The 21,589-nt window shown below is 63.4% G+C and carries 20 protein-coding genes and 1 pseudogene; 16 read left to right on the top strand and 5 right to left on the bottom strand.

From position 1 onward, the window contains the following. Positions 1 to 41: 41 nt before the first annotated feature. The 7 genes from murQ to C8K44_RS06610 all read left to right on the top strand — a co-directional run bounded on the left by murQ (position 42) and on the right by C8K44_RS06610 (position 8,396). A complete protein-coding gene (gene murQ / locus C8K44_RS06580; RefSeq protein WP_109575101.1) occupies positions 42 to 974 on the top strand; it encodes an N-acetylmuramic acid 6-phosphate etherase in 933 nt (310 codons plus the stop codon). Between the two features lie 49 nt (positions 975 to 1,023). Then, on the top strand, positions 1,024 to 2,538 hold the full coding sequence (locus C8K44_RS06585) for an ABC transporter substrate-binding protein (RefSeq protein WP_109574966.1): 1,515 nt from the start codon (positions 1,024 to 1,026) through the stop codon (positions 2,536 to 2,538). A 155-nt stretch (positions 2,539 to 2,693) separates the two neighbouring features. After that, entirely contained in the window at positions 2,694 to 3,653 is a 960-nt protein-coding gene (locus tag C8K44_RS06590) for an ABC transporter permease (RefSeq protein WP_109574967.1), read from the top strand. Further along, positions 3,653 to 4,486: an ABC transporter permease gene (locus tag C8K44_RS06595; RefSeq protein WP_109574968.1), complete on the top strand. Its 834-nt coding sequence runs from the start codon at positions 3,653 to 3,655 to the stop codon at positions 4,484 to 4,486. Before C8K44_RS06590 ends, C8K44_RS06595 begins: the two co-directional genes overlap by 1 nt. Before the next feature lie 14 nt (positions 4,487 to 4,500). Then, positions 4,501 to 6,252, top strand: coding sequence for an ABC transporter ATP-binding protein (locus C8K44_RS06600; protein WP_109575102.1), 1,752 nt, complete (start codon positions 4,501 to 4,503; stop codon positions 6,250 to 6,252). A 9-nt stretch (positions 6,253 to 6,261) separates the two neighbouring features. Continuing rightward, entirely contained in the window at positions 6,262 to 7,275 is a 1,014-nt protein-coding gene (locus C8K44_RS06605) for a serine hydrolase (protein ID WP_109574969.1), read from the top strand. Positions 7,276 to 7,277: 2 nt separating this feature from the next. Further along, positions 7,278 to 8,396 (top strand): anhydro-N-acetylmuramic acid kinase, encoded by a 1,119-nt coding sequence (locus C8K44_RS06610; RefSeq protein ID WP_109574970.1) that lies wholly within the window; start codon positions 7,278 to 7,280, stop codon positions 8,394 to 8,396. A 29-nt stretch (positions 8,397 to 8,425) separates the two neighbouring features. Here C8K44_RS06610 and C8K44_RS06615 read toward each other — a convergent pair whose 3' ends face one another. The 4 genes and pseudogenes from C8K44_RS06615 to C8K44_RS06630 form a co-directional block, all read right to left on the bottom strand. After that, complete coding sequence (locus C8K44_RS06615) at positions 8,426 to 8,839, bottom strand: GNAT family N-acetyltransferase (RefSeq protein WP_109574971.1); 414 nt, start codon at positions 8,837 to 8,839, stop codon at positions 8,426 to 8,428. Between the two features lie 283 nt (positions 8,840 to 9,122). Further along, positions 9,123 to 9,428 carry a hypothetical protein gene (locus C8K44_RS06620; protein ID WP_245417385.1) on the bottom strand — a complete coding sequence of 102 codons (306 nt, stop codon included), beginning with the start codon at positions 9,426 to 9,428 and terminating at the stop codon, positions 9,123 to 9,125. Continuing rightward, positions 9,412 to 9,897, bottom strand: coding sequence for an ABC transporter ATP-binding protein (locus C8K44_RS06625; protein ID WP_109574973.1), 486 nt, complete (start codon positions 9,895 to 9,897; stop codon positions 9,412 to 9,414). Before C8K44_RS06625 ends, C8K44_RS06620 begins: the two co-directional genes overlap by 17 nt. Beyond that, positions 9,894 to 10,214, bottom strand: a pseudogene (locus C8K44_RS06630) (iron chelate uptake ABC transporter family permease subunit); the annotation flags it as partial. The pseudogene C8K44_RS06630 and the gene C8K44_RS06625, both read right to left, overlap by 4 nt. Before the next feature lie 414 nt (positions 10,215 to 10,628). On the opposite strand from C8K44_RS06630, the gene msuE reads away from it, so the two are divergent. The 7 genes from msuE (at position 10,629) to C8K44_RS06665 (ending at position 17,474) form a co-directional block, all read left to right on the top strand. Continuing rightward, positions 10,629 to 11,186 (top strand): FMN reductase, encoded by a 558-nt coding sequence (msuE, locus tag C8K44_RS06635; RefSeq protein ID WP_109574974.1) that lies wholly within the window; start codon positions 10,629 to 10,631, stop codon positions 11,184 to 11,186. An 87-nt stretch (positions 11,187 to 11,273) separates the two neighbouring features. Next, positions 11,274 to 12,638, top strand: a complete 1,365-nt coding sequence (locus tag C8K44_RS06640) for an LLM class flavin-dependent oxidoreductase (protein WP_109574975.1) — start codon at positions 11,274 to 11,276, stop codon at positions 12,636 to 12,638. A gap of 25 nt (positions 12,639 to 12,663) precedes the next feature. Beyond that, entirely contained in the window at positions 12,664 to 13,512 is an 849-nt protein-coding gene (locus C8K44_RS06645; protein ID WP_109574976.1) for an ABC transporter permease, read from the top strand. A gap of 62 nt (positions 13,513 to 13,574) precedes the next feature. Then, entirely contained in the window at positions 13,575 to 14,573 is a 999-nt protein-coding gene (locus C8K44_RS06650) for an ABC transporter substrate-binding protein (RefSeq protein ID WP_109574977.1), read from the top strand. Between the two features lie 7 nt (positions 14,574 to 14,580). Continuing rightward, complete coding sequence (locus tag C8K44_RS06655; protein WP_109574978.1) at positions 14,581 to 15,351, top strand: ABC transporter ATP-binding protein; 771 nt, start codon at positions 14,581 to 14,583, stop codon at positions 15,349 to 15,351. Between the two features lie 294 nt (positions 15,352 to 15,645). Continuing rightward, positions 15,646 to 16,242: an ANTAR domain-containing response regulator gene (locus tag C8K44_RS06660; RefSeq protein WP_109574979.1), complete on the top strand. Its 597-nt coding sequence runs from the start codon at positions 15,646 to 15,648 to the stop codon at positions 16,240 to 16,242. After that, positions 16,239 to 17,474, top strand: a complete 1,236-nt coding sequence (locus tag C8K44_RS06665; RefSeq protein WP_109574980.1) for a CmpA/NrtA family ABC transporter substrate-binding protein — start codon at positions 16,239 to 16,241, stop codon at positions 17,472 to 17,474. The genes C8K44_RS06660 and C8K44_RS06665 overlap by 4 nt, the downstream gene beginning before the upstream one ends. Here the strand turns inward: C8K44_RS06665 and C8K44_RS27265 are convergent. Continuing rightward, complete coding sequence (locus C8K44_RS27265) at positions 17,441 to 17,821, bottom strand: hypothetical protein (RefSeq protein ID WP_146203912.1); 381 nt, start codon at positions 17,819 to 17,821, stop codon at positions 17,441 to 17,443. The genes C8K44_RS06665 and C8K44_RS27265 overlap by 34 nt on opposite strands. Between C8K44_RS27265 and C8K44_RS06670 the strand changes: the two genes are divergently transcribed. Together C8K44_RS06670 and nirB are read left to right on the top strand one after the other, a co-directional pair. Then, positions 17,821 to 19,113 carry a nitrate/nitrite transporter gene (locus C8K44_RS06670; protein ID WP_109574981.1) on the top strand — a complete coding sequence of 431 codons (1,293 nt, stop codon included), beginning with the start codon at positions 17,821 to 17,823 and terminating at the stop codon, positions 19,111 to 19,113. The two genes, C8K44_RS27265 and C8K44_RS06670, sit on opposite strands and share 1 nt — an antisense overlap. 20 nt (positions 19,114 to 19,133) lie before the next feature. After that, positions 19,134 to 21,584 carry a nitrite reductase large subunit NirB gene (gene nirB / locus C8K44_RS06675; protein WP_109574982.1) on the top strand — a complete coding sequence of 817 codons (2,451 nt, stop codon included), beginning with the start codon at positions 19,134 to 19,136 and terminating at the stop codon, positions 21,582 to 21,584. Positions 21,585 to 21,589 lie beyond the last annotated feature (5 nt).

Genomic DNA, 21,589 nt, shown 5'->3' on the forward strand with positions numbered 1-21,589 from the left:
GCGAGGCTGCCGCAACTTCAAGATCCGGCCAGGTGGCGAGCGTGTCAGAACAAGCCTTGATTTCGGAACTTGGGCGTCTGGTTTCCGAGGAGCGGAACCCGCGCACCATGGATATCGACCTGTTGCCGACGGTCGATGTCCTCAGGAAGATCAACGACGAAGACAAGCTTGTCGCGCACGCGGTCGAGAAGGTTATTCCCGAGATTGCGGCTGCCGTCGACCGCACTATCGCTGCCTTCCGGCAAGGCGGGCGCCTGATCTATATGGGCGCCGGAACGAGCGGCCGGATCGGCGTCCTCGACGCTTCCGAATGCCCTCCGACTTTCCGTGTTCCGCCGACCATGGTGGTTGGCCTCATTGCCGGCGGCTACAGCGCCCTGCTGAAGGCGACGGAAGGTGCCGAAGACAGCCAGGCCAGGGGTGCCGAGGCGCTGGCCGAAATCGATCTGACGGCCAAGGACGTCGTCGTAGGTATCGCGGCGAGCGGCCGTACGCCCTACGTCATCGGCGGCCTGAATTATGCAAAAAAGGTTGGCGCCACGGCAGTGGCGCTGTCGTGCAATCCCCACTCCGCCATCGCTGCCATCGCCGACATTGCCATTTCGCCCGTCGTCGGCCCCGAAGCCTTGACGGGTTCAACGCGCATGAAGTCGGGCACGGCCGAAAAGCTCGTGCTCAACATGCTGACCACCGCCAGCATGATTGGCATCGGCAAGACCTACGAAAACCTGATGGTCGACCTGAAGGCTTCGAACAAGAAGCTCGTGGCCCGCGCCGCCCGCATCGTCATGCAGGCGAGCGAGTGCACGCTGGAGGAAGCGCAGGCGGCGCTGGCCCAGACCGACAATGACGTGAAACTGGCAATCCTCATCGTTATGACGGGGATGGACATCGCCGAAGCAAGATCTCAGCTGGATGGTTCAAACGGCTTCTTGCGGCAAGCAATCCAGGATGCGAAGCAGGCATCCAAGTGATCCGGGTGGCCATTCGGCCGCTAGGGGAAAGAGTAACAGGGAGGAAGAAATGACCAGCAAGTTCAAACATTTCCTTGGGGCGACGACAGCCGTAATGATCGGCTTGTCGGCTGCTACAGGGCATGCCGATGCAGCCACGCTTCGCATGGCCTGGGCGCAGGACGCCACCGGCCTCGACCCGCACAAGCAGGCGGCGTTCTCGTCGCTGCGCCTGCTCGAGCTGATCTATGAGCCGCTCGTGCGCCTCGATGCCGACCTCAAGATCATTCCCGGCATCGCCACGTCGTGGGAGTTCTCAGCCGACGGCAAGCAGCTCACCTTCAAGCTCGACCCCAAGGCCAAGTTCCAGAACGGTGCCGCGGTGACCTCGGCCGATGTCAAGGCAACGTTCGAGCGCATCCTCGACGAGGCGACCGGTGCGGTCAATCGCGCCAACTACCTGTCCATCGAGGCGATCGAAGCGCCTGATTCCGGCACCGTCGTCTTCAAGCTGAAGCAGCCCGACGCGCCGATCCTGACCGCCATGACCGACACCAACTCGTCGATCGTCTCGGCAAGCGAGATCGCGGCCGGCACCATCGGCACCAAGGCAGTCGGCTCGGGTCCGTTCAAGCTGGAGAAGTGGGATCCCAACTCCAAGGCGGCGCTCGTCGCCAACAAGGACTGGGCTGGTGGTGCTACCGGCGTTGACGGCATCGAGATCAGCGTTCTTCCCGACGAAACCGCGATCCTCGCTGCCATGCGCACCGGCCAGGTCGATTTCGCCCTGCTCAACGATCCGCTGATCGCGACGCTGGTGCCCAATGAGCCCAAGCTGCAGCTCAACCGCGCGCCGCTGCTCGCCTACCACGTGCTTCAGCTCAACCCGGCGCGCAAGCCGATGAACGAACTCGCCGTGCGCCAGGCCATCTCCTGCGCGGTCGACCGCCAGGCGGTGCTCGACACCGCATCCCTAGGTGAAGGCAAGGTGACCGGGCCGATTACCGCACCGTTCTTCGCGTCCGATCCGAATTCGCTTTTCTGCTACAAGCAGGACATCGAGAAGGCCAAGAAGCTGATGGCCGATGCCGGCTTTGCAGATGGCTTCAGCGCCACCGTGATCGCTGCCACCGGCGAGCCGCCTACCGCCGCTGCCGAAGCCCAGGTGCTGCAGTCGCAACTCGCCGAGATCGGCGTCAAGCTCGACATCAAGATGATGGAGCTCAACGTCTATGTCGACACCTGGCTGAAGGGCGACTTCGACATGGCGGTGGCGCTGAATGGCGGTCGCCCGGATCCCTATACCATGTACAACCGCTACTGGACCAAGAACGGCAACCTGCAGAAGGTTTCCAACTTCGCCGACGACACGCTGGACAAGCTGCTGCAGGACGGCCGCGCCGAGACTGATCCGGAAAAGCGCAAGGTGATCTTCGCCGAGTTCGACAAGCAGCTCGCCGAGAAGGCGCCGTGGATCTGGCTCTACACCGGCTACGGCTACACCGCGCAGCAGAAGAACGTGCAGGGCTTCGTGCCGATGCCGACCGGCTCGCTGGTCAGCCTTGGCAAGGTGACCGTGCAGTAACAAACTTGCTTTTGGGCGGCGGGCACTCTCCCTGACTGCCGCCCGTAGGCGGTCGCCGTTGAGCCGATGGCGACCGCCAGCGCCGCGAAAGCCGCGCTTTGGCCAATCCCTTCCAGAACCGATGCGGTTCCTCAACCCGAGATGGGGCGCATGACATGAATTACGTGATACGTCGCCTCCAGGCCTTCCCATTGGTCCTGATCGGGGTTTCGGTCGTCGTCTTCATTGCCATACGGCTGGTGCCGGGCGACTCCATCACTGCCATGCTTGGAACCGAGGCTGGCCTTCTTACGCCTCAGCAACGCGACTCGCTCGCGATCTATTTCGGCATCGACCAACCTTGGCCAGTCCAGTACTGGCGCTGGTTCACCGGTCTGTTCCGTGGCGACCTCGGCATTTCGGTCACCTATGGCAAGCCGGTCTTGGCGGTCATACTCGAGCGCTTTCCCTTGACGCTCGAGCTTGCGCTGCTGTCGATGCTGATCGCGCTGTCGATCGGTGTCCCCGCAGGCGTGTACGCGGCCACCCGCAACGAGCGTCCAGCCGATCTCGGCGTCCGTATCGCGGCCATGATCGGCCAGTCGACGCCAAGTTTCGTGGTCGGCCTCGTACTCATCTACATCCTCTCGGCCGGCTTCGGCGTGCTGCCGACCATGGGCATCTTCACCCCGTTCTGGCAGGACCCGCTCCAAAACCTCAGCCAGATGATCCTGCCGGCGATCACGCTGGGTTGTGCCTTCGCCGCGTCGGTGACACGCGTGTCACGCTCGGCCATGCTCGACGTTTTGAGCGACGACTATGTGCGCACCGCCCGGAGCAAGGGCGCCTCCGAGCGCAGCGTTATCTGGCGCCACGCGCTGCCCAATGCGCTTGTACCGGTCGTCACCCTGAGCGGTATCGAATTCGGCTATCTGCTCGGCGGCGCCGTCATCGTCGAACAAATCTACGCCCTGCCTGGCCTCGGGCGCATGGTGCTGGAGGCGATCCTCCAGCGCGATTACGCGCTCGTGCAGGGTGCGGTGTTGTTCATTGCCCTCAACTTCATGATCGTCAATTTGCTCGTCGACCTCGCCTATGCCGCGCTCGACCCCCGTATTCGCCTGGAGGGCCGTTGATGCGTGTCGTGAAGGCCATCTTTTCGCATCCGAGCGGCCGCATCGGTGGCGCCATAGTGCTGGTCTACCTGCTGGTCGCCTTGCTGGGAGCCGTAGGCCTGACGCCGCACGACCCGCTGATGCAGTACCGCATCGACCGCCTGCATGCGCCCACGTCCTCCTACTGGATGGGCACCGACCTGTTCGGCCGCGACGTGATGAGCCGCCTGATGAAGGGTGTCGGCCAGTCCTTCACCGTGGCCTTCTTTTCCGTAGCGCTCGCAACGCTCGCCGGCACCGTGCTTGGCCTCACCGCCGCGTGGTATGGCAAGCGCTGGGACACGGTCATGATGCGCATGATGGACGTGCTGCTGGCGTTTCCGGCAATCCTGCTGGCATTGCTGATCGTCACCATCGTCGGCCCCGGCACCTGGACCAGCGTGGCAGCCATCAGCATCGTCTACACACCGATCTTCACCCGCGTCGTACGCGGCCCGGCGCTGTCGCTGAAGGCGCGCGATTTCGTCGATGCCGCCCGCACCTTCGGGTCAAGCCGCTCGTACATCCTGACCCGGCACCTGCTGCTCAACCTCGTGGCACCGCTCACCGTTCAGGTGACGCTGGCGCTGGCCTGGGCGCTACTCACCGAGGCCGGCCTCAGCTTCCTCGGCCTCGGCACCCAGCCCCCGGCCTCGTCGCTCGGCCTGATGCTGAGCGACAGCCGCAACCTGATGGAGCAGGCGCCATGGCTGCTGGCGTTCCCGGCCGTTGCCATCATGCTGTCGATCCTCGGCTTCAACCTTCTCGGCGATGCGCTGCGCGACATCCTCGACCCCAAGACGAGGAGGGCGTGACGATGGCATATGAGATGACGAAGCCGATCCTTTCGGTCCATGACCTCCACGTCAGCTTCGGCCCGCCAGCAAGCGCAAAGGAAGTGGTGCATGGGGTCAGCTTCGATGTCGGCGTCGGCGAGGTGCTGGCTATCGTCGGCGAGAGCGGGTCGGGCAAGTCGGTCACCGCGCTCTCCAGCAATCGCCTGATCGACTATGCCGGCGGCCGCATCACCAGCGGCAAGATCGAGCTTCTACGCGCCGACGGCAGCGTCTTGGACATCACCAGCGCCGCCAAGCAGGAGCTGACGGGCATTCGCGGCGCTGAAATCGGCGTCATCTTCCAGGAGCCGATGACTTCGCTCAATCCGGTGCTGACCATCGGCACCCAGATCGAAGAGTCGTTCCGGCTGCATCGCGGCCTGACCGGTGCGCAGGCGCGGGCAGCGGCCCGCGAGGCGCTCGAGCGGGTGCGCATCCCCGACGCCGAACGGCGACTGAAGGCGACCCCGAACGAACTGTCCGGCGGCATGCTGCAGCGTGTGATGATCGCCATGGCATTGGCCTGCAATCCGCGCCTCCTGATCGCCGACGAGCCGACGACGGCACTCGATGTCACCGTGCAGGCACAGATCATGGCGCTGCTGGCTGAACTGCGGCGCGAGACGGGCATGTCGATGATCTTCATCAGCCACGACATCGGCCTTGTCGCGGGCATCGCCGACCGCGTGATGGTGATGCAGGACGGCAAAGTCGTCGAGCAAGGCGAGCTGAGCCAGATCCTCGACGCCCCGCAGCATCCCTACACCAAACACCTGCTGCATGCCGTCCCGCATTTCTCCAGCGGCGTTGCGGCGAGAGAGGACGGAGTGCGCGCGACAGCGCCCCTGCCCAGGCCTACGCTGGAAGTCGATGACCTCGTCGTGCGGTATCCGCTGAAAGGGGGCTGGTTCAGCAAGCCGGTTGGCGCGGTGCACGCCGTCGATGGCGTCGGCTTCGACCTGTTGCCGGGAGAAACGCTGGCGATCGTCGGCGAGAGCGGCTCGGGCAAGTCGACTACGGCGCGAGCCGTGCTCGGTCTCGTCGCGCCGACGCGGGGCGCATTTTCGGTGGAGGCCCAGGCGGCCCGGCCCGGCCAGAGCCGGTTGCCGGTGCAGATGGTGTTCCAGAACCCCTACGCCTCGCTCAACCCGCGCCTCAATGTCGAGCAGATCTTGGCCGAGCCGGTGGTCGCCACGGGTGCGCCCGTCGACGCAGCGGTTCGCGACAGGATGGTCGCGCTGCTCAAGCGCGTCGGCCTGCCCGAGGACAGCCTGGCGCGTTACCCGCACCAGTTCTCCGGCGGCCAGCGGCAGCGCCTGTGCATTGCGCGCTCGCTGATGCTCAACCCTTCCGTCGTCGTGCTCGACGAGGCGGTCTCTGCACTCGACGTATCGGTCCAGGCCCGCGTTCTGGAGCTCCTGGTCGACCTGCAGCGTGAATACGGTCTCGCCTATCTTTTCATCTCGCATGATATGGCGGTGGTCGAGCGTATCGCGCACCGCGTCGCGGTGATGTATGCCGGGCAGATTGTCGAGATCGGCGACGCGAAGTCGGTTCTCGCCGACCCGCAGCATCCCTATACAAAAAAGCTTATCGCCGCCGTGCCCACCATCGACCGCCGCAAACAGCATTTCGAGCTCGACACCCGCCAGGTTCCCTCGCTGGTGCGCCCCATCGGCTACGAGCCGCCGGTGGCGAATTGGCTCGAGGTCGGCGGCGACCACAAGGTTCGGGCGGAGGCCTGAGGGACGAAGATGGCAACCAACGAGCTGCCCCACCGTTTCGGCCCCGCTTTCGCCGTGCTGGCGCAGTCCGTCGAGACGGGGCGTATCCCCGGCGGGGTGCTCGGCATCGTCGACAAGGGCGGCGGGCGCATCACCAGGTCGATCGGCCTTGCACAGCGCGTTCCCCACGAACGGGCGATGCGTGACGACACCTGGTTCGACCTGGCGTCGCTGACCAAGGTGATCTTCACCACGCCGCGCATCCTGGCGTTGGCAGAGGCTGGCACAATCCACCTCGACGCGCCGCTGACTTCGGTGCTTGCCGATCTGCGCCAGTACGACCCCAATGCCTGGGAGCGGCAGGTCACGTTCCGTCAGTGCCTCGGTCACCAGACGCCATTCCCTGCGGTCGAACCTGTCTACACGTACGGCCGCGACCCCGACCTGCTGCGCACTTTCGTGCTGCAGCGCGAGTGGAGAAAGCTCGCACAACCCGTCTATTCCGACATCAATTTCATCCTGCTCGGCCTTGCCATGGAGCGCCTGTCCGGCCGGTCGATCCGCGACATGGATGCCGGTGCGGGCTTTGCCTTTTCGGCCGATCCCGATCGGTCGGCTGCGACCGAAGACTGCACCTGGCGCCACCGGGTGCTGTCGGGCGAGGTTCACGACGACAATTGTTCGGCCCTTCAAGGAGCAGGCCATGCCGGACTGTTCGGCACGGCGGCTTCAGTTCTTGATTTTGCGCAGGGCCTGCTCGACGGCAGCGGCGCCTCGCGGGAAACCATCAAGCTTATCCGCACGCCGCTGTCGGACAAGCGCACCCACGGCTGGGAACATGCCTACAACGGCTGGTCCGGCGGCGATCACTGCAGTCCTGAAACGATTGGCCACACCGGCTTCACCGGTACGGGTCTCTGGATCGATTTCGAAAGCGGACGCGCCTGGACCCTGCTCACCAACCGCATTCACCCGACCCGCCATTTCGACAGCGGGATTGTCGATCTTCGTCGCCAGACCGGCGACATCATCAACGGAGCTTGAACATGAACCCCATCTGGTCGGTCGGGCTGATGACCGGAACCGTGCTCGACGGCAACATCGACGTCGCGCTGCTCAAGACCGACGGCGAGCGAATCGAGGCGTTCGGGCCCTTTGCGCTCGTACCTTACGAGGCGTCCGTGCGGCCGATGCTGGAAAAGGCACAGGCCGAAGCCCGCGTGTGGAATTTCGAGGGCCCCGAGCCGGCGATCTTTGCCGAGGCGGAGGAAGCGCTGACCCGCGCCCAGTCTGCCGCCGTCAGACAGGTCGTCGAGGGCGCTGGCATGACGATGGCCGACATCGGCGTCGTCGGCTTCCACGGCCAGACCGTGTTGCATCGCGGGCCCCAGAAGGGCGGCCCGCGAGGCGAGACCCGCCAGCTGGGTGACGGTGAACTGATGCAGTCGCTGCTCGGCACCAAGGTGGTTTACGACTTCCGCAGTGCCGACATCCGCGCCGGCGGGCAGGGCGCACCTCTCGCGGCAGCCTATCACGCAGCACTTCTCGGGACGGCCGGGGCGAGCGGCGACAGCGCAATCCTCAATCTCGGCGGCGTCGGCAACATCACCTGGTGGGACGGCAAGTCTGATCTCGTCGCCTTCGACACGGGCCCCGCCAATGCGCCGATCAACGACTTCGTCAAGGCGAGGGGCCTGGGCGAAATGGACAAGGGCGGCGCGCTGGCCGCCGCCGGCTCCGTCGACGAGGCAAGGCTCGCGCGGCTGCTTGAGCATCCGTATCTGACGGCTCCGTATCCGAAATCGCTCGATCGATTCGATTTCACGGCTTCGATGGCTGACGGGCTCAGCGATGAAGATGGCGCAGCAACACTGACCGCTTTCAGCGCCTCGTGCGTCGGCAAAGCGCTCGACCTCCTGCCGCAGCGCCCGACAAAACTCTTCGTGTCAGGCGGCGGTCGTCACAACCCGACCTTCATGGAGATGATGCGCGAGCGCGCCGGCGTCGAGGCGGTTTCTGCAGACACGATCGGCTGGCGTGGCGACGCGGTCGAAGCAGAGTGCTTTGCGTTTCTGGCTGTGCGTGTGCTTCGTGGGATGCCGGTCAGCTTCCCGAGCACGACCGGCGTGCCGCAGCCGATGACGGGTGGCCGCATCGCTGGCTGACCATCTCGCGCTACGCCGCGACGCTTAGACTAGAGCGGTTTTGACAGGAAGGTTCGCGTGCGGCCCTTCGGAAAATCCGGCAATTCACCGAACGGCTTGTAGCCCTGGCGCTGGTAGACCTTCAGCGCTGTCGGGTTGAAGGTGTCGATGTAGGCGCCATGGCAGCCTCGTGCCGCGGCCTCGCCTTCGGCTGCCTGCAGCATGCGTGAGGCCGCGTTCTGCCCCCGCAGGCTGTCGTCCACCCACAGCCACTGGACATAGAGCCACCCCCAGGCCGTATAGCCGGAAATGCCGGCGACGACCGAACCACCCTCGCCACGTACGAACACTGCCAGTGGGCGCTTTTCCGCCGGCCCGACGTCGGTCGCGTTGAAGGCGGTCAGGTGATCACCTACCGTGCTCAGGTCCTCGGGTGAGGGGCTGTCGGTGACTTCAATGTCCATAAGTTGCCTCGGTCAGCCTAGCGCGAAAGGCCGGGTGTTGTCCGCACAGGGGCTAAAGACCGACGCCCATTTTGGCAAGGGGGCGCTGTTGCAACGGCTACATGGGAGCGCGTAGAGTGCCGGACATACGGCCAATCACGCGGCAAGGATTTCGACCTGCTCGGCCAGGGATCGTGGTTTCATTCCTCCGCCTAAGCCCCCTTTCGTTTCATCATCACTAGCGACACACATGTCACTGCCGAATGGGACCTTTCCACGTCGCCCTTGTTGCTAGTCAGGTCTTCTAATCCTCGACCAGACCTGCGTTGACCATCAGGTCACCCTTGGCATTCCGCCCGATCTCCAACTTCACGCCATAGACATGCCCGATGATCGCATCCCGCAGGACATCTTCTGGCGGGCCGTCGGCGGCAATGCTGCCCTTATGCATGAGGACGAAGCGATCGGCGAAGCGACTTGCCAGAGCCAGATCGTGCAGCGCCGCGAAAGTGATGATTTTTCGTTCGCGTGTGACCTTGCGGACGAGGTTCAGGACTTCCAGTTGACGCCTAAGATCAAGCGCGCTGGTAGGTTCATCGAGCAACAGCACCTGTGGATCTCGCACCAAGGCTTGCGACAAAGCGACAAGCTGCTGCTGGCCGCCGCTGTTCGGAAACGAAGCGGTCGGACAGATGTTCGATGTCGAGAAGGTTCAGTATCTCCTCGACATGCGAGATGTCCGCGTCAGTCGCCTTGCCGCCGCGCCAGCCACGCTTGGCCAGCATTACGACGTCGAATACGGCGAGCGCAGCACGCATGGCGGTGTGCTGGGTAAGCAAGAAGATACTTTCAGCGCGACGCCGCTCGGGCAGGCGACCGGTGTCTCGGCCATCCAGGCTGATCTTTCCAGCGGCGGGCTTCAGCAATCCGGCAACGAGCCGAAACAGCGACGACTTGCCAACACCGTTCGGCCCGATCAGCGCTGTTATCTCGCCGCGCTGGAAAGGCTGGGCGTCGAGCGCGCTGAAGACAACGTTGGAGCCATAAGCGAAGCGCAGTCCGCTGATCTCGAGGCTCATCGCCAGGTCTCCCGCCGGACGGAAAGCACCAGGCTGAGGAAGAACGGTACCCCGACCAGCGCAGTAATGATGCCGATGGGATAGATCACCCCCGGTGTGATGGCCTTCGACAAGGTCGAGGCGATGGAGAGAATGCCTGCACCCGCTGCGGCCGAAACCGGGATGAAATATCGCTGGTCCTCGCCCACGAGCATGCGGGCAATATGCGGACCGATCAGGCCGACAAAACCGATCGTGCCTACGAAAGCGGTTGCCGTGGCTGCAAGAAGCGAGATGCAGGCGAGCATCTCAAGACGCATGCGAGCGACCGGAATCCCAAGGGGCAGGATGTCAAACCGCTTCCTTCGCATGGTGCCAACCACAGGGGGCCGTTCAACAGGAGCTTATCCAATTTCGACCCCTAGTGACGTGTGTTGCCGGCGACTATGGCGGCCTTCGGTCACATGGCAAGGCGGGGTAGGTGCCCGCATTACCGGCAACTTTGCGGTCGATTTGTGCTCGGGTACAACGGAGACGTTCGTGTTCCGCTGTTTCGAATGGAGGAACTCGCCGCATACTGCGGCTTCGCTATAAACCGGGGTCGACGCAGAGGATCAGTCTACGAGGGTTCCGCCAACTGATCCACATTTAGAAACCTAATCCCCATCTCAATGGCAGTAAGCAATCAGCTGGCTCTCTTAATTCTACAAAGTTTGTAGATTTTTGGAGAGACGTTAATCAAGGAGCAGGGGATGCCAGCGAAGCTCGTATTGGGAATCTCAGGCAACATCATACGGCCGTCCAAGACCCTGACGTTCGTTGACCATATCGCTGGGCAGATTGCGTTCCGATCCGGTGGGGTTTCTCGGACCTTCGACATTCAGGATCTCGGAACTTCTCTGGGACAGGCCCGGCAGCTCAATGAGCTCGAGCCATCTGCGCGCGATCTAGTTGAGCTGATTGCTGCCGCCGACGTACTGGTCGTCGGCTCGCCCACATACAAAGGCAGCTATACAGGCCTGTTCAAGCATTTCTTGGATCTGCTCGACCCCGCTGCGCTTCGCGGAAAACCAGTGATCCTTGCCGCAACCGGGGGCGGCGAACGTCATTCGCTTATCGTGGAGCACCAGCTTAGGCCGCTCTTTGGATTCTTCGAAGCGCTGACCATGCCCACCGCCATCTATGCGACGGCTAAGGACTTCGCCGAAGGCGTGCTCGTTTCCGAAACAATCCAGGCCCGGGCGCAACAGGCTGTCATCGAAGCGTGTCGTGCCATCGGCGCTACTGAAAATGTGAGCCTGGCCGCTTAGCCAGCCCTGCAAAGACCGACCGTTTGCCCAGAACGCGTTGTGAGGCGCGGATCGGCAACGCTCGCCCAAAAAAGCCAGGAGATTTCAATGACCAGTCATCGCAAGTCGAGACAGATCAAGCTTGGTGCATTTCTGCCCGGTGGCGGCCAACACATTGCCGCCTGGCGCCATCCCGACGCGCCCGCAGACGGGGCGACGAACTTCGCGTTTCACAAGCGCTTGGCCGAGACGGCCGAGCGCGGCCTGTTCGATGCGTACTTCCTGGCCGACAATCTGTCCGTTGGGCTCGGCGGACGGGAGGGTGGTAACGCCAAGATTGCTGGTTTCGAGCCGGTAACATTGTTTGCGGCACTAGCTCCACTGACCAGCCACATTGGCTTCATAGCTACTGCCTCCACCACATATGAAGAGCCCTATACACTGGCACGCAAGTTCGCGTCACTCGACTTGCTCACAGGCGGTCGCGCGGGCTGGAACGTCGTGACTTCCGCCGGCGACGAGACAGCGAAAAACTTCAATCGCGACAGGCAGCCCGACCATGCGGACCGCTACGAGCGAGCGCATGAGCATGTCGAGGTGGTCAAGGCGCTGTGGGACAGCTGGGAGGACGATGCCTTCATCCGTGACAAGGCCAGCGGCCGCTTCTATGACGCTGCCAAGGTTCACGACATCGACCACCGCGGCAAGCACTTCAGCGTCAAGGGCCCGCTCAACGTGCCACGGCCACCCCAGGGCCATCCGGTCGTGGTGCAGGCCGGGCAGTCGGAGGACGGGCGAGGGCTTGCTGCCCAGTCGGCGGAGGTCATCTTCACCGCGCACCAGAACCTCGCATCGGCACAGGAATTCTATCGCGATATCAAGAAGCGCGTGCGTGCCGCCGGTCGCAACCCCGACCATGTCCTGGTCATGCCTGGTGTTGCGCCGTTTGTCGGCCGCACTGAGGCGGAAGCCAAGGCGAAATACCAGGAACTGACCGACCTTATCCTGCCGGACGACGGCGTCGGGCTTCTTAACGGGTTGGCTGGCCAGACCCTCGACATTCGCGGCTATCCGCTTGATGGCCCGCTGCCCCCGAGCAAGGAAACCGAGGGCATGAAGAGCCGGCAGGCGCTGATCCGCCAGATCGCCGAAGAGCACAATTTCACGATCCGTCAGCTCTACCAGTGGATCGCCACCGCCCGCGGCCACCATACGGTGGTTGGCAGCGCAGAACAGGTCGCAGACCAGTTGGAAGAGTGGTTCCGCAACGAGGCGGCCGACGGTTTTAACATCCTGCCCCCTTGGCTACCTGGTGGGCTGGACGACTTCGTCGAGTTGGTGATCCCGGAATTGCAGCGGCGCGGCCTGTTCCGCACAGCCTACGAGGGTCGCTCGCTGCGCGAAAATCTCGGGCTGCCACGCCCCGAAAACCCATGGGCGGCCGCACGAGCGCTCGCGCCAGCCGCCGAATGATCCGCCACAAGCAAAGGATAAGGCAATGAGTTTGCAGCAGATCGAGCGGCCGTTTTTCGTCGGCCACGAACCTCGCAGACAGAAATCCGTCGCCGGATTGCTCCGACAGGCATCTGAAGCAGCCGACGGTTTCCTCGCGCGCTACGGTATGCTTTTCAGCTTCCTGACCCTTTGGCAGGTCGCCAGCAGCCTTGGCTGGATCAACGCCGCCGTGTTCCCGCCGCTGAACGCGATTGTCACCGCCCTGTGGGACGGCCTTGTCGGCGGGGCGCTGCTCGATGATATCGCAATCAGTCTGCAGCGCTCAGGAACGGCGTTCGTAGCGGCTGTTTTGGTCGCGATCCCGGTTGGATTGATCATGGGCCAGGTCCGTGCGGTTGAACGTGCATTGGACCCGATCCTGCAGGTGTTCCGTCAGACCTCAGCGCTGGCGCTCTATCCAGTCTTCATCCTGCTACTAGGCCTCGGCGAGGCCTCGAAGATATTTGTCATCTTCTGGGCGACCCTGTTCCCTCTGCTCTTGAACACCATTGGCGGTGTCAAGGAGGTCGACAAGAAGCTGATCGAGATGGCGCGCGTTTATGGCGCGTCACGCCTGACCGTCTTCCGGCGTGTCGTCCTCCCTGGCGCCGTACCGTCCATCTTCGTCGGCCTCAGGCTCTCGGCCACCACCGCACTACTTCTGCTCATCGCTTCGGAGATGATCGGCGCCAACAAGGGGGTCGGCTTCCAGGTCATGAATGCTCAGTACAACTTCCAGATCCCACTGATGTTTGCCGCAATCCTGCTGCTCGCCGCGCTCGGTCTGATCGCCAACTTCGCACTAGTCGCGCTGCAGCGGCGACTGTGTCGCTGGAGCGAGGTCATCGGCTGATCGCAGCCAATGCCAGATCCTGCCTTCTTCTGACAACAATCCGCAATTCAAGGAGCAACCAAATGTCGTTGTCAGTCCGTTTCTCGAAGATTGGAGCCGTCGTTGCCGCCGGCCTTCTCGCATCCGTCTACAACAGCATCCCGGCTGCTGCTGACCCGGTCACTTTCCGCTACCTGGCGAGTCAGGGCGGCATCTCCCCGCACGAACTTGCCAACGAGCTTGGCTACTTCAAGGACAACGGCATCAAGATTGAAAATGTCGGCTATGCCCAGGGTGGCCCCGCCTCGCTATTTGCGCTAGCTGCGGGAAGCGTCGGCCTTGGTTCAGCGGCAACTTCGGCCGTCATCAACTCCATCGCCGGCGGCAACGATTTCGTCGCGGCCTACGCCTCCAACGGCATCAACGATCAGGTTCAGAGCACCTTCTATGTGCTGGAGGAAAGCCCTGTCAAATCGATCAAGGACATCGCCGGCAAGTCAATCTCGGTCAACACACTGGGTGCACATCTCGACTACACAGTACGTGAGGCGCTACACCAGAACGGACTGCCGCTGCATGCCGCCAACCTCGTCGTGGTGCCCGGCCCACAACTTGAGCAGACGCTACGCTCCGGTCAGGTCGACATCGCGGGCGTAGGCTACTGGCAATCCACCTTCGAGGGCGTATTAAAAGAGCATGGGGGCGTGCGTGCCGTCTTCGACGACACCGACGTGCTTGGCGAGATTGCGGGCGGCTTCGTTGTGCTGCGTCGTGATTTTATCGAAGCTCATCCCGAAGCCGCCCGCAACTTCGTGCAGCAATCGATCCGCGCCGCTGACTGGTCACGGGAGCATCCGGACGAGGCACGTGCGGTGTTGGCCAAGATCCTGAAAGATCGAGGTGAGAACGCCGACCTGGCGAAGCATTGGCGCGGTTTTGGCCTGCGACCTGGCGCTCAGGCGGTGCCGCGCGACCTGGAGTTCTGGGTTGCCGCGCTGGAACGCGAAGGCAAACTGTCCCAGGGCAAGCTGAAGGCCGCCGATATCCTTTTTGATCCCAACGCCCAGGCGAAATCGAACTGAGGTCGAAATGACGATTGCGCAACCTGCCCAACGCGGGGAGGTCTCGATCAGAGACCTCTCCAAGTCCTTCACCATCAACGGCCGCTCGCTCAATGTGCTCAAGGGCTTGGACCTCGACGTCAAGCCGGGCGAGTGCCTGGTTATCGTCGGTGCTAGCGGCTCGGGCAAAACAACCCTGCTTCGCGTGCTAGCCGGACTGGAGCAGGCCGACGGCGGCAGGGTAATGATCGATGGCGCGCCTGTCAGCGGCGTCGGTGCCGAACGCGCGGTGATTTTCCAAGAACCACGCCTATTACCGTGGCTCAACGTGCTCGGCAACGTGACCTTTGGCCTCGAAGTACGTGGCGTCGCGCGGGCCGAGGCAGAAGAACGCGCTCGTGGCTACATCCGCCTAGTCGGCCTTAGCGATTTCGAAGATGCCTATCCACGCCAGCTTTCCGGCGGCATGGCCCAGCGCGTTGGCATCGCCCGAGCGCTCACCGTCCAGCCAGAACTCCTCTTGCTCGACGAGCCCCTTGGTGCGCTCGACGCCATGACCAAGATAACAATGCAGGAAGAACTTTTCCGCATCTGGCGGGAAGAGAACGTCACCATGATCGTGGTCACCCACGACCTGGAGGAAGCGGTCTACCTCGCCGATCGCGTGCTAATCCTGCCGAAGGAAAAGGGCGATACGACGCGACTGATCGACGTCGATCTGCCGCGTCCTCGCGACCGTAGCGAAGTCCGATTCGTGCGCCATCGCGAGGCGCTGCTACGCGAGTTTGGGCTGCATTAGATAACAACTTCGACGACGGTTTGGTGACTTCGCGCCACGGGCGGCAGCTTGGGTCCACGAACAAATCATTGCCTGCGACGGCAACCATCAAATTGCAGGATAGATGATGCGAAACGACAGGCAAGGTAAGCCTACAATCCCGCACCAACCCTTGCCGAGCAGTTCTGCGAACGGCGGTACCGTTTAAGCTTCAAGCGCATGAAAAACCGCCGTCCCGCGGACTTGGATTAGCAATGTCCACCGCCATCGCCGATTGCCGCATTGCACAATCGGAGATGGCGCGCAAAATAGAGCATGGCCGCGAAACCACTCGCCGTACTCGTGATTGACGAAAACCGCATCCGCGCCTCGATCATCGAGGCGGGCCTGCGCGAGGCCGGGCATGAGGACGTCACGCTGGTCTACGACGTGGCGGGCATCGGCCGGCGCATCGCCGAGACCAATCCCGACGTCATCGTCATCGATCTCGAAAACCCCAACCGCGACATGCTGGAAAACATGTTCCAGCTTTCGCGCGCGGTGAAGCGACCGATCGCCATGTTCGTCGACCGCTCCGACAGCGCCTCGATCGAGGCGGCCGTCGACGCCGGCGTCTCCGCCTATGTCGTCGACGGGCTGAAGCGCGAGCGGGTCAAGCCGATCCTCGACATGGCGGTGAGCCGCTTCAACGCGTTTTCGCGGCTGGCGCGCGAACTGGAGGAGGCGCGCAGCGAACTCGAGGACCGCAAGGTGATCGGCCGCGCCAAGGGCATCCTAATGAAGTCGCGCACCATCTCCGAGGCCGAGGCCTATGCGCTGATGCGCAAGGCGGCGATGAACCAGAACCGCAAGCTGTCGGAGATCGCGCAAAGCCTCGTCACCGCCGCCGGCCTGTTGGGAGACGACGCATGAGCGATATCCGCTTCGAGATCTCAGCCGGTTTCCTGCCCTTGCTCGACAGCGCGCTTCTGGTTGCCGCCAAGGAGAAGGACTTTGCCGCGGCCGAAGGCATCGAACTCACTCTGGTCCGCGAGACCTCATGGGCCAACATCCGCGACCGGCTCGCCGTCGGACACTTCCAGGTGGCGCACATGCTGGCGCCGATGCCGATCGCCTGCAATCTCGGCCTGACCTCGCTGGCGGCAACCACCGTCGTGCCGATGGCGCTCGGCCTCGGCGGCAACGCCGTCACCGTCTCGAATGCGCTGTGGCGCGACATGGCCGCCCATGGCGCGAGCGGCGATCTTTCGCCACGCGTAACTGGCGACGCGCTCAGGGCCGTGGTGGCCGAACGCGCCAGCCGCAATGCTGCGCCGCTGCGCCTCGGCGTAGTTCATCCGCATTCGGGTCACAACTACGAACTGCGTTACTGGTTGGCTGCCTGCGGCATCGACCCCGATCGCGACGTCGAGATCGTGATTCTGCCGCCACCGTTGATGGCCGACGCTTTGGGCTCGGGCTCGCTCGACGGCTTCTGCGCTGGCGAGCCCTGGAATACCGCCGCCGTTTTGCTCGGCCATGGCCGCATTGCTACGGTGAAGGCCACGATCTGGCGATCCAGCCCGGAAAAGGTGCTGGGCGCCGACGCGCGCTGGAGCGACGCCAATCCCGAGGCGCTGTCGGCGTTGCTTCGCGCCATCCACCATGCCGCGCAGTGGTGCGCTGGACCGGCCAATCACGCCGAGCTGGCCGGCATCATGGCCGGCCCTGCCTATGTCGGGCGGCCGCCCGAATGGATGCTGCCAGCATTGTCGGGCCGTCTCGGCACGGCAGTGGACAACGTTGTCGACGTCGACGACTTCTTCGTGCCCCAGGCAAAGGCCGCGACCTTCCCGTGGAAGAGCCATGCCTTGTGGTTCTACAGCCAGATGGTGCGCTGGGGCCAGGTAGAGCATTCCGCCGCCAATGCCGCGATTGCTCGTGAAACCTACCGGCCCGATCTCTACCGTAGCGCGCTCAAGCCATTGGGCGCTGCCTTGCCCGGCGCCAACGCCAAGGTCGAGGGTGCATTGCCGGCGCCGACACCGGTCGGCTCCGCCGGCGCCAGCCTGGTGCTCGGGCCGGATGGGTTCTTCGACGGCGGGCTGTTCGATCCCGATGATCTCGACGGCTACATTGCCGCCCAGCGGTATATGCCGGGCTGATCGGTCGTAAATTTTTGTGCACTGCACATCAAATAGGCAGGTACCCGGGCGCGATGGCTAGTGATTGATCGCTGGCTTTCCGGCAGCCAACGCGCCCGTTTTTGCATAAACATCTGAAAATAAAAGAAAACACTCTGCCCTGCAAAACTGGCACGGTTTGTGCGTCGCAATAGGCGAGGCCGAAAGGCCAGACATATCGGCGTCCAATGGCGGGCGCCCCAGGCGAAGCTGCCGACCAGATGACCGCGATCCCGGATGTACGGACGCGCGACCCTGGCCGGCAGCTTTTTTGTTTTCGCGATCCAGATCAGCGCGGCGCCTCCCATGCCGCCCAACGGAGCCGACAATGACCACCCACCTCCCAGCCGCGCCCAGCCAGGACAATGCTCCGGTCAGGGCGCTTGCCATTTCCACCATCGCCTTCACTGTCTGCTTTGCCGTGTGGACTATCTTTTCGATCATCGGCGTGCGCATCAAGCAGGAGCTCGGCCTCTCCGAGACCCAGTTCGGGCTGCTGATTGGCACGCCGATCCTGACCGGCTCGCTGGTGCGCATCGTGCTCGGCGTCTGGACCGACCGTTTCGGCGGGCGTCTCGTCTACACCGCAACCATGCTGGCGGCGGCCATCGCCACTTTCCTGCTTGCCTTTGCCCAGACCTACACCCAGATGCTGATCGCCGCGCTCGGCGTCGGCCTTGCCGGCGGCTCATTCGCCGTCGGCGTCGCCTATGTCTCGCGCTTCTTCCCGGCCGCAAAGCAGGGCACGGCGCTCGGCATCTTCGGCGTCGGCAATGTCGGCGCCGCCGTCACCAAGTTCCTGGCACCCTTCGTGCTGCTCGCCGGCGGCTGGCAGGAAGTGGCGCTGATCTGGGCTGCCTGCCTCGGCTTCATGGCCTTCATCTTCTGGTTCGGCAGCGAGGATGATCCCGTCATCCGCCAGCGCCGCGTCCATGGCGGACAGGCAAAAAGCTTCTCGGCCGCGTTCGCGCCCCTCCGCAACGTGCAGGTCTGGCGCTTCGGTCTCTACTACTTCTTTTCCTTCGGCGCTTTCGTGGCCCTTGCATTGTGGTTGCCGCGCTACCTGATCGGCGTCTACGGCTTCGACATCGTCACCGCCGGCATGATCGGTGCCGCCTATTCCATCCCGGCCAGTATCTTCCGCGCCTATGGCGGTATGCTGTCCGACCGCATCGGCGCGCGCACGGTGATGTACTGGACCTTAGGCGTCTCGGCGATCACCACGCTGATCCTGTCTTTGCCAACGGCCGACTACGTCGTGCGCGGCATCAGTGGGCCGATGTCCTTCCATTTCGAGGTCGGCCCGATCGCCTTCATGGCCGTCGCCTTCGTGCTCGGCTTTTTCATGAGCCTGGGCAAGGCCGCCGTCTACAAGCACATCCCGGCCTACTATCCTGAAAATGTCGGCGCCGTCGGCGGTCTCGTCGGCATGATCGGCGGCCTTGGCGGCTTCATCCTGCCCATAGCCTTCGGCGCGCTCAACGATCTCACCGGCCTGTGGTCGAGCTGCTTTATGCTGCTGTTTGCCATCGTCTTGGCATCGCTGGTCTGGATGCATCTGTCGATCCGCAGCATGTCGCGCGAAAGCGCCGGCGAGCCGCTGACCTTGGCCGCCCAGTGACATTGTCGAGGAGCCCCGCAATGACCGAGAGACTTGTCATCATCGGCAACGGCATGGCCCCCGGGCGCATGCTGGAGCATCTGCTGGAGGCAGCACCCAGCCGCTACCAGGTCACCATCTTCAACGCCGAGCCGCGCGTGAACTACGACCGCATCATGCTGTCGCCGGTCCTGTCGGGCGAGAAGGGTTATGAAGAGATCATCATCCATGGCGACGGCTGGTACATCAAGCACGGCATCACTCTGTACAAGGGCCACACGATCGTCGCCATCGACCGCGCGGCGAAGACCGTCACGTCGGACCATGGGGTGACGGAGACATACGACAAGCTGGTCATCGCCACCGGCTCGGTGCCGTTTATCATCCCGGTGCCGGGCAACGACATGGCCGGCGTGCTGAGCTACCGCGATCTCGACGACGTCAACGCCATGTTGCTTGCCGCCCAGTCGCGGGCCAAGGCCGTCGTCATCGGCGGTGGCCTGCTCGGCCTCGAAGCTGCCGCCGGGCTGCAGGCGCGCGGCATGGACGTCACCGTTTTGCATGTCATGCCGACGCTGATGGAGCGCCAGCTCGACCCGGCTGCCGGCTACCTGCTGCAAAGGGCGGTCGAGGCACGCGGAATCAAGGTCATGACCAAGGCCAACACCAAGGCCATCGTCGGCAATGGCAAGGTCGAGGGCGTTGAACTCGCCGATGGCAGCGTCGTGCCGGCAACGCTGGTGGTGATGGCCGTCGGCATCCGGCCGAATGCTTCGATCGCCAGGGACGCCGGTATCGAGACCAATCGCGGTATCGTCGTCGACAACGGCATGCGCACCTCCGATCCCGACATATTGGCGCTCGGCGAATGCGCCGAGGTCGGCGGCCAGGTCTACGGGCTTGTCGCGCCGCTCTACGAGATGGCACGCGTTGCAGCTGCCCATCTCGCCGGCGACCAGACGGCCGGTTTCGTCCACTCCGACACGCCGACCAAGCTCAAGGTCACCGGCATCGACCTCTATTCGCTCGGCGATTTCGCCGACGGCGACGACCGCGAGGAGATCGTGCTGCGCGACGCCGCGGCCGGCATCTACAAGCGGCTGGTGCTCAAGGACAACCGCGTCATTGGCACCGTGCTCTATGGTGAGACCGGCGACGGCGCCTGGTTCAACGACCTCAAGAAGAAGCAGACCGACATTTCGGAGATGCGCGACACGCTGATCTTCGGCCAGGCCTACCAGGGAGGATCGCCGCTGGACCCTATGGCGGCCGTTGCGGCACTGGCGGATGATGCGGAAATCTGCGGCTGCAACGGCGTCTGCAAGGGCAAGATCACCGGCACCATTACCGAAAAGGGGCTGACCTCGCTCGATGACGTCAGGGCCCATACCAAGGCATCGGCTTCCTGCGGCTCCTGCACCGGGCTTGTCGAGCAGCTGATGTCGCTGACTTTGGGCGACAGCTACAACCCGGCCGCCGTGCAGCCGATGTGCAAATGCACAGACCTCGGTCACGACGACGTCCGCCGGCTGATCAAGGCCAAGGGTCTGAAGACGATACCGGAAGTCATGCAGGAGCTGCAGTGGAAGTCCTCCTGCGGCTGCGCCAAGTGCCGGCCGGCGCTCAACTACTATCTCGTCTGCGACTGGCCGGATGAATATGCCGATGACTACCAGTCGCGCTTTATCAACGAGCGCGTCCACGCCAACATCCAGAAGGACGGCACCTATTCGGTGGTGCCGCGCATGTGGGGCGGGGTGACCAATTCAAGTGAACTGCGCGCCATCGCCGATGTCGTCGACAAGTTCGAGATCCCGATGGTCAAGGTCACCGGCGGCCAGCGCATCGACATGCTGGGTATCAGGAAGGAGGACTTGCCGGCGGTCTGGTCTGATCTCGGCAAGGCAGGCTTCGTCTCGGGCCACGCCTATGCCAAGGGCCTGCGCACGGTGAAGACCTGCGTCGGATCGGACTGGTGTCGTTTCGGCACCCAGGATTCGACCGGGCTTGGCATACGCATCGAGAAATTCATGTGGGGTTCGTGGACGCCGGCCAAGGTTAAGATGGCGGTGTCGGGCTGCCCGCGCAACTGCGCCGAGGCGACCTGCAAGGACATCGGCGTCATTTGCGTCGACAGCGGTTTCGAGATCCACTTCGCCGGTGCCGCCGGCCTCGACATCAAGGGCACCGAGGTGCTCGGCCTGGTGAAGACGGAGGATGAGGCGCTCGAGGTGATCGTCGCGCTGACGCAGATGTACCGCGAGCAGGGCCGTTATCTCGAGCGCATCTACAAATGGGCCAAGCGTGTCGGCATAGCCGAGATCAAGCGCCAGATTCTCGACGATGCCGACATGCGCACGGCCTATTATGAGCGTTTCGTCTTCTCCCAGAAATTCGCCCAGGTCGATCCGTGGTCGGAGCGTGTCTCCGGCATGGACAAGCACGAGTTCCACCCGATGGCTTCGGTCGGCTTCGCGGAGGCAGCGGAATGAGCGAG

This window comes from Aminobacter sp. AP02, from assembly GCF_003148805.1.
Classification (GTDB): domain Bacteria; phylum Pseudomonadota; class Alphaproteobacteria; order Rhizobiales; family Rhizobiaceae; genus Aminobacter.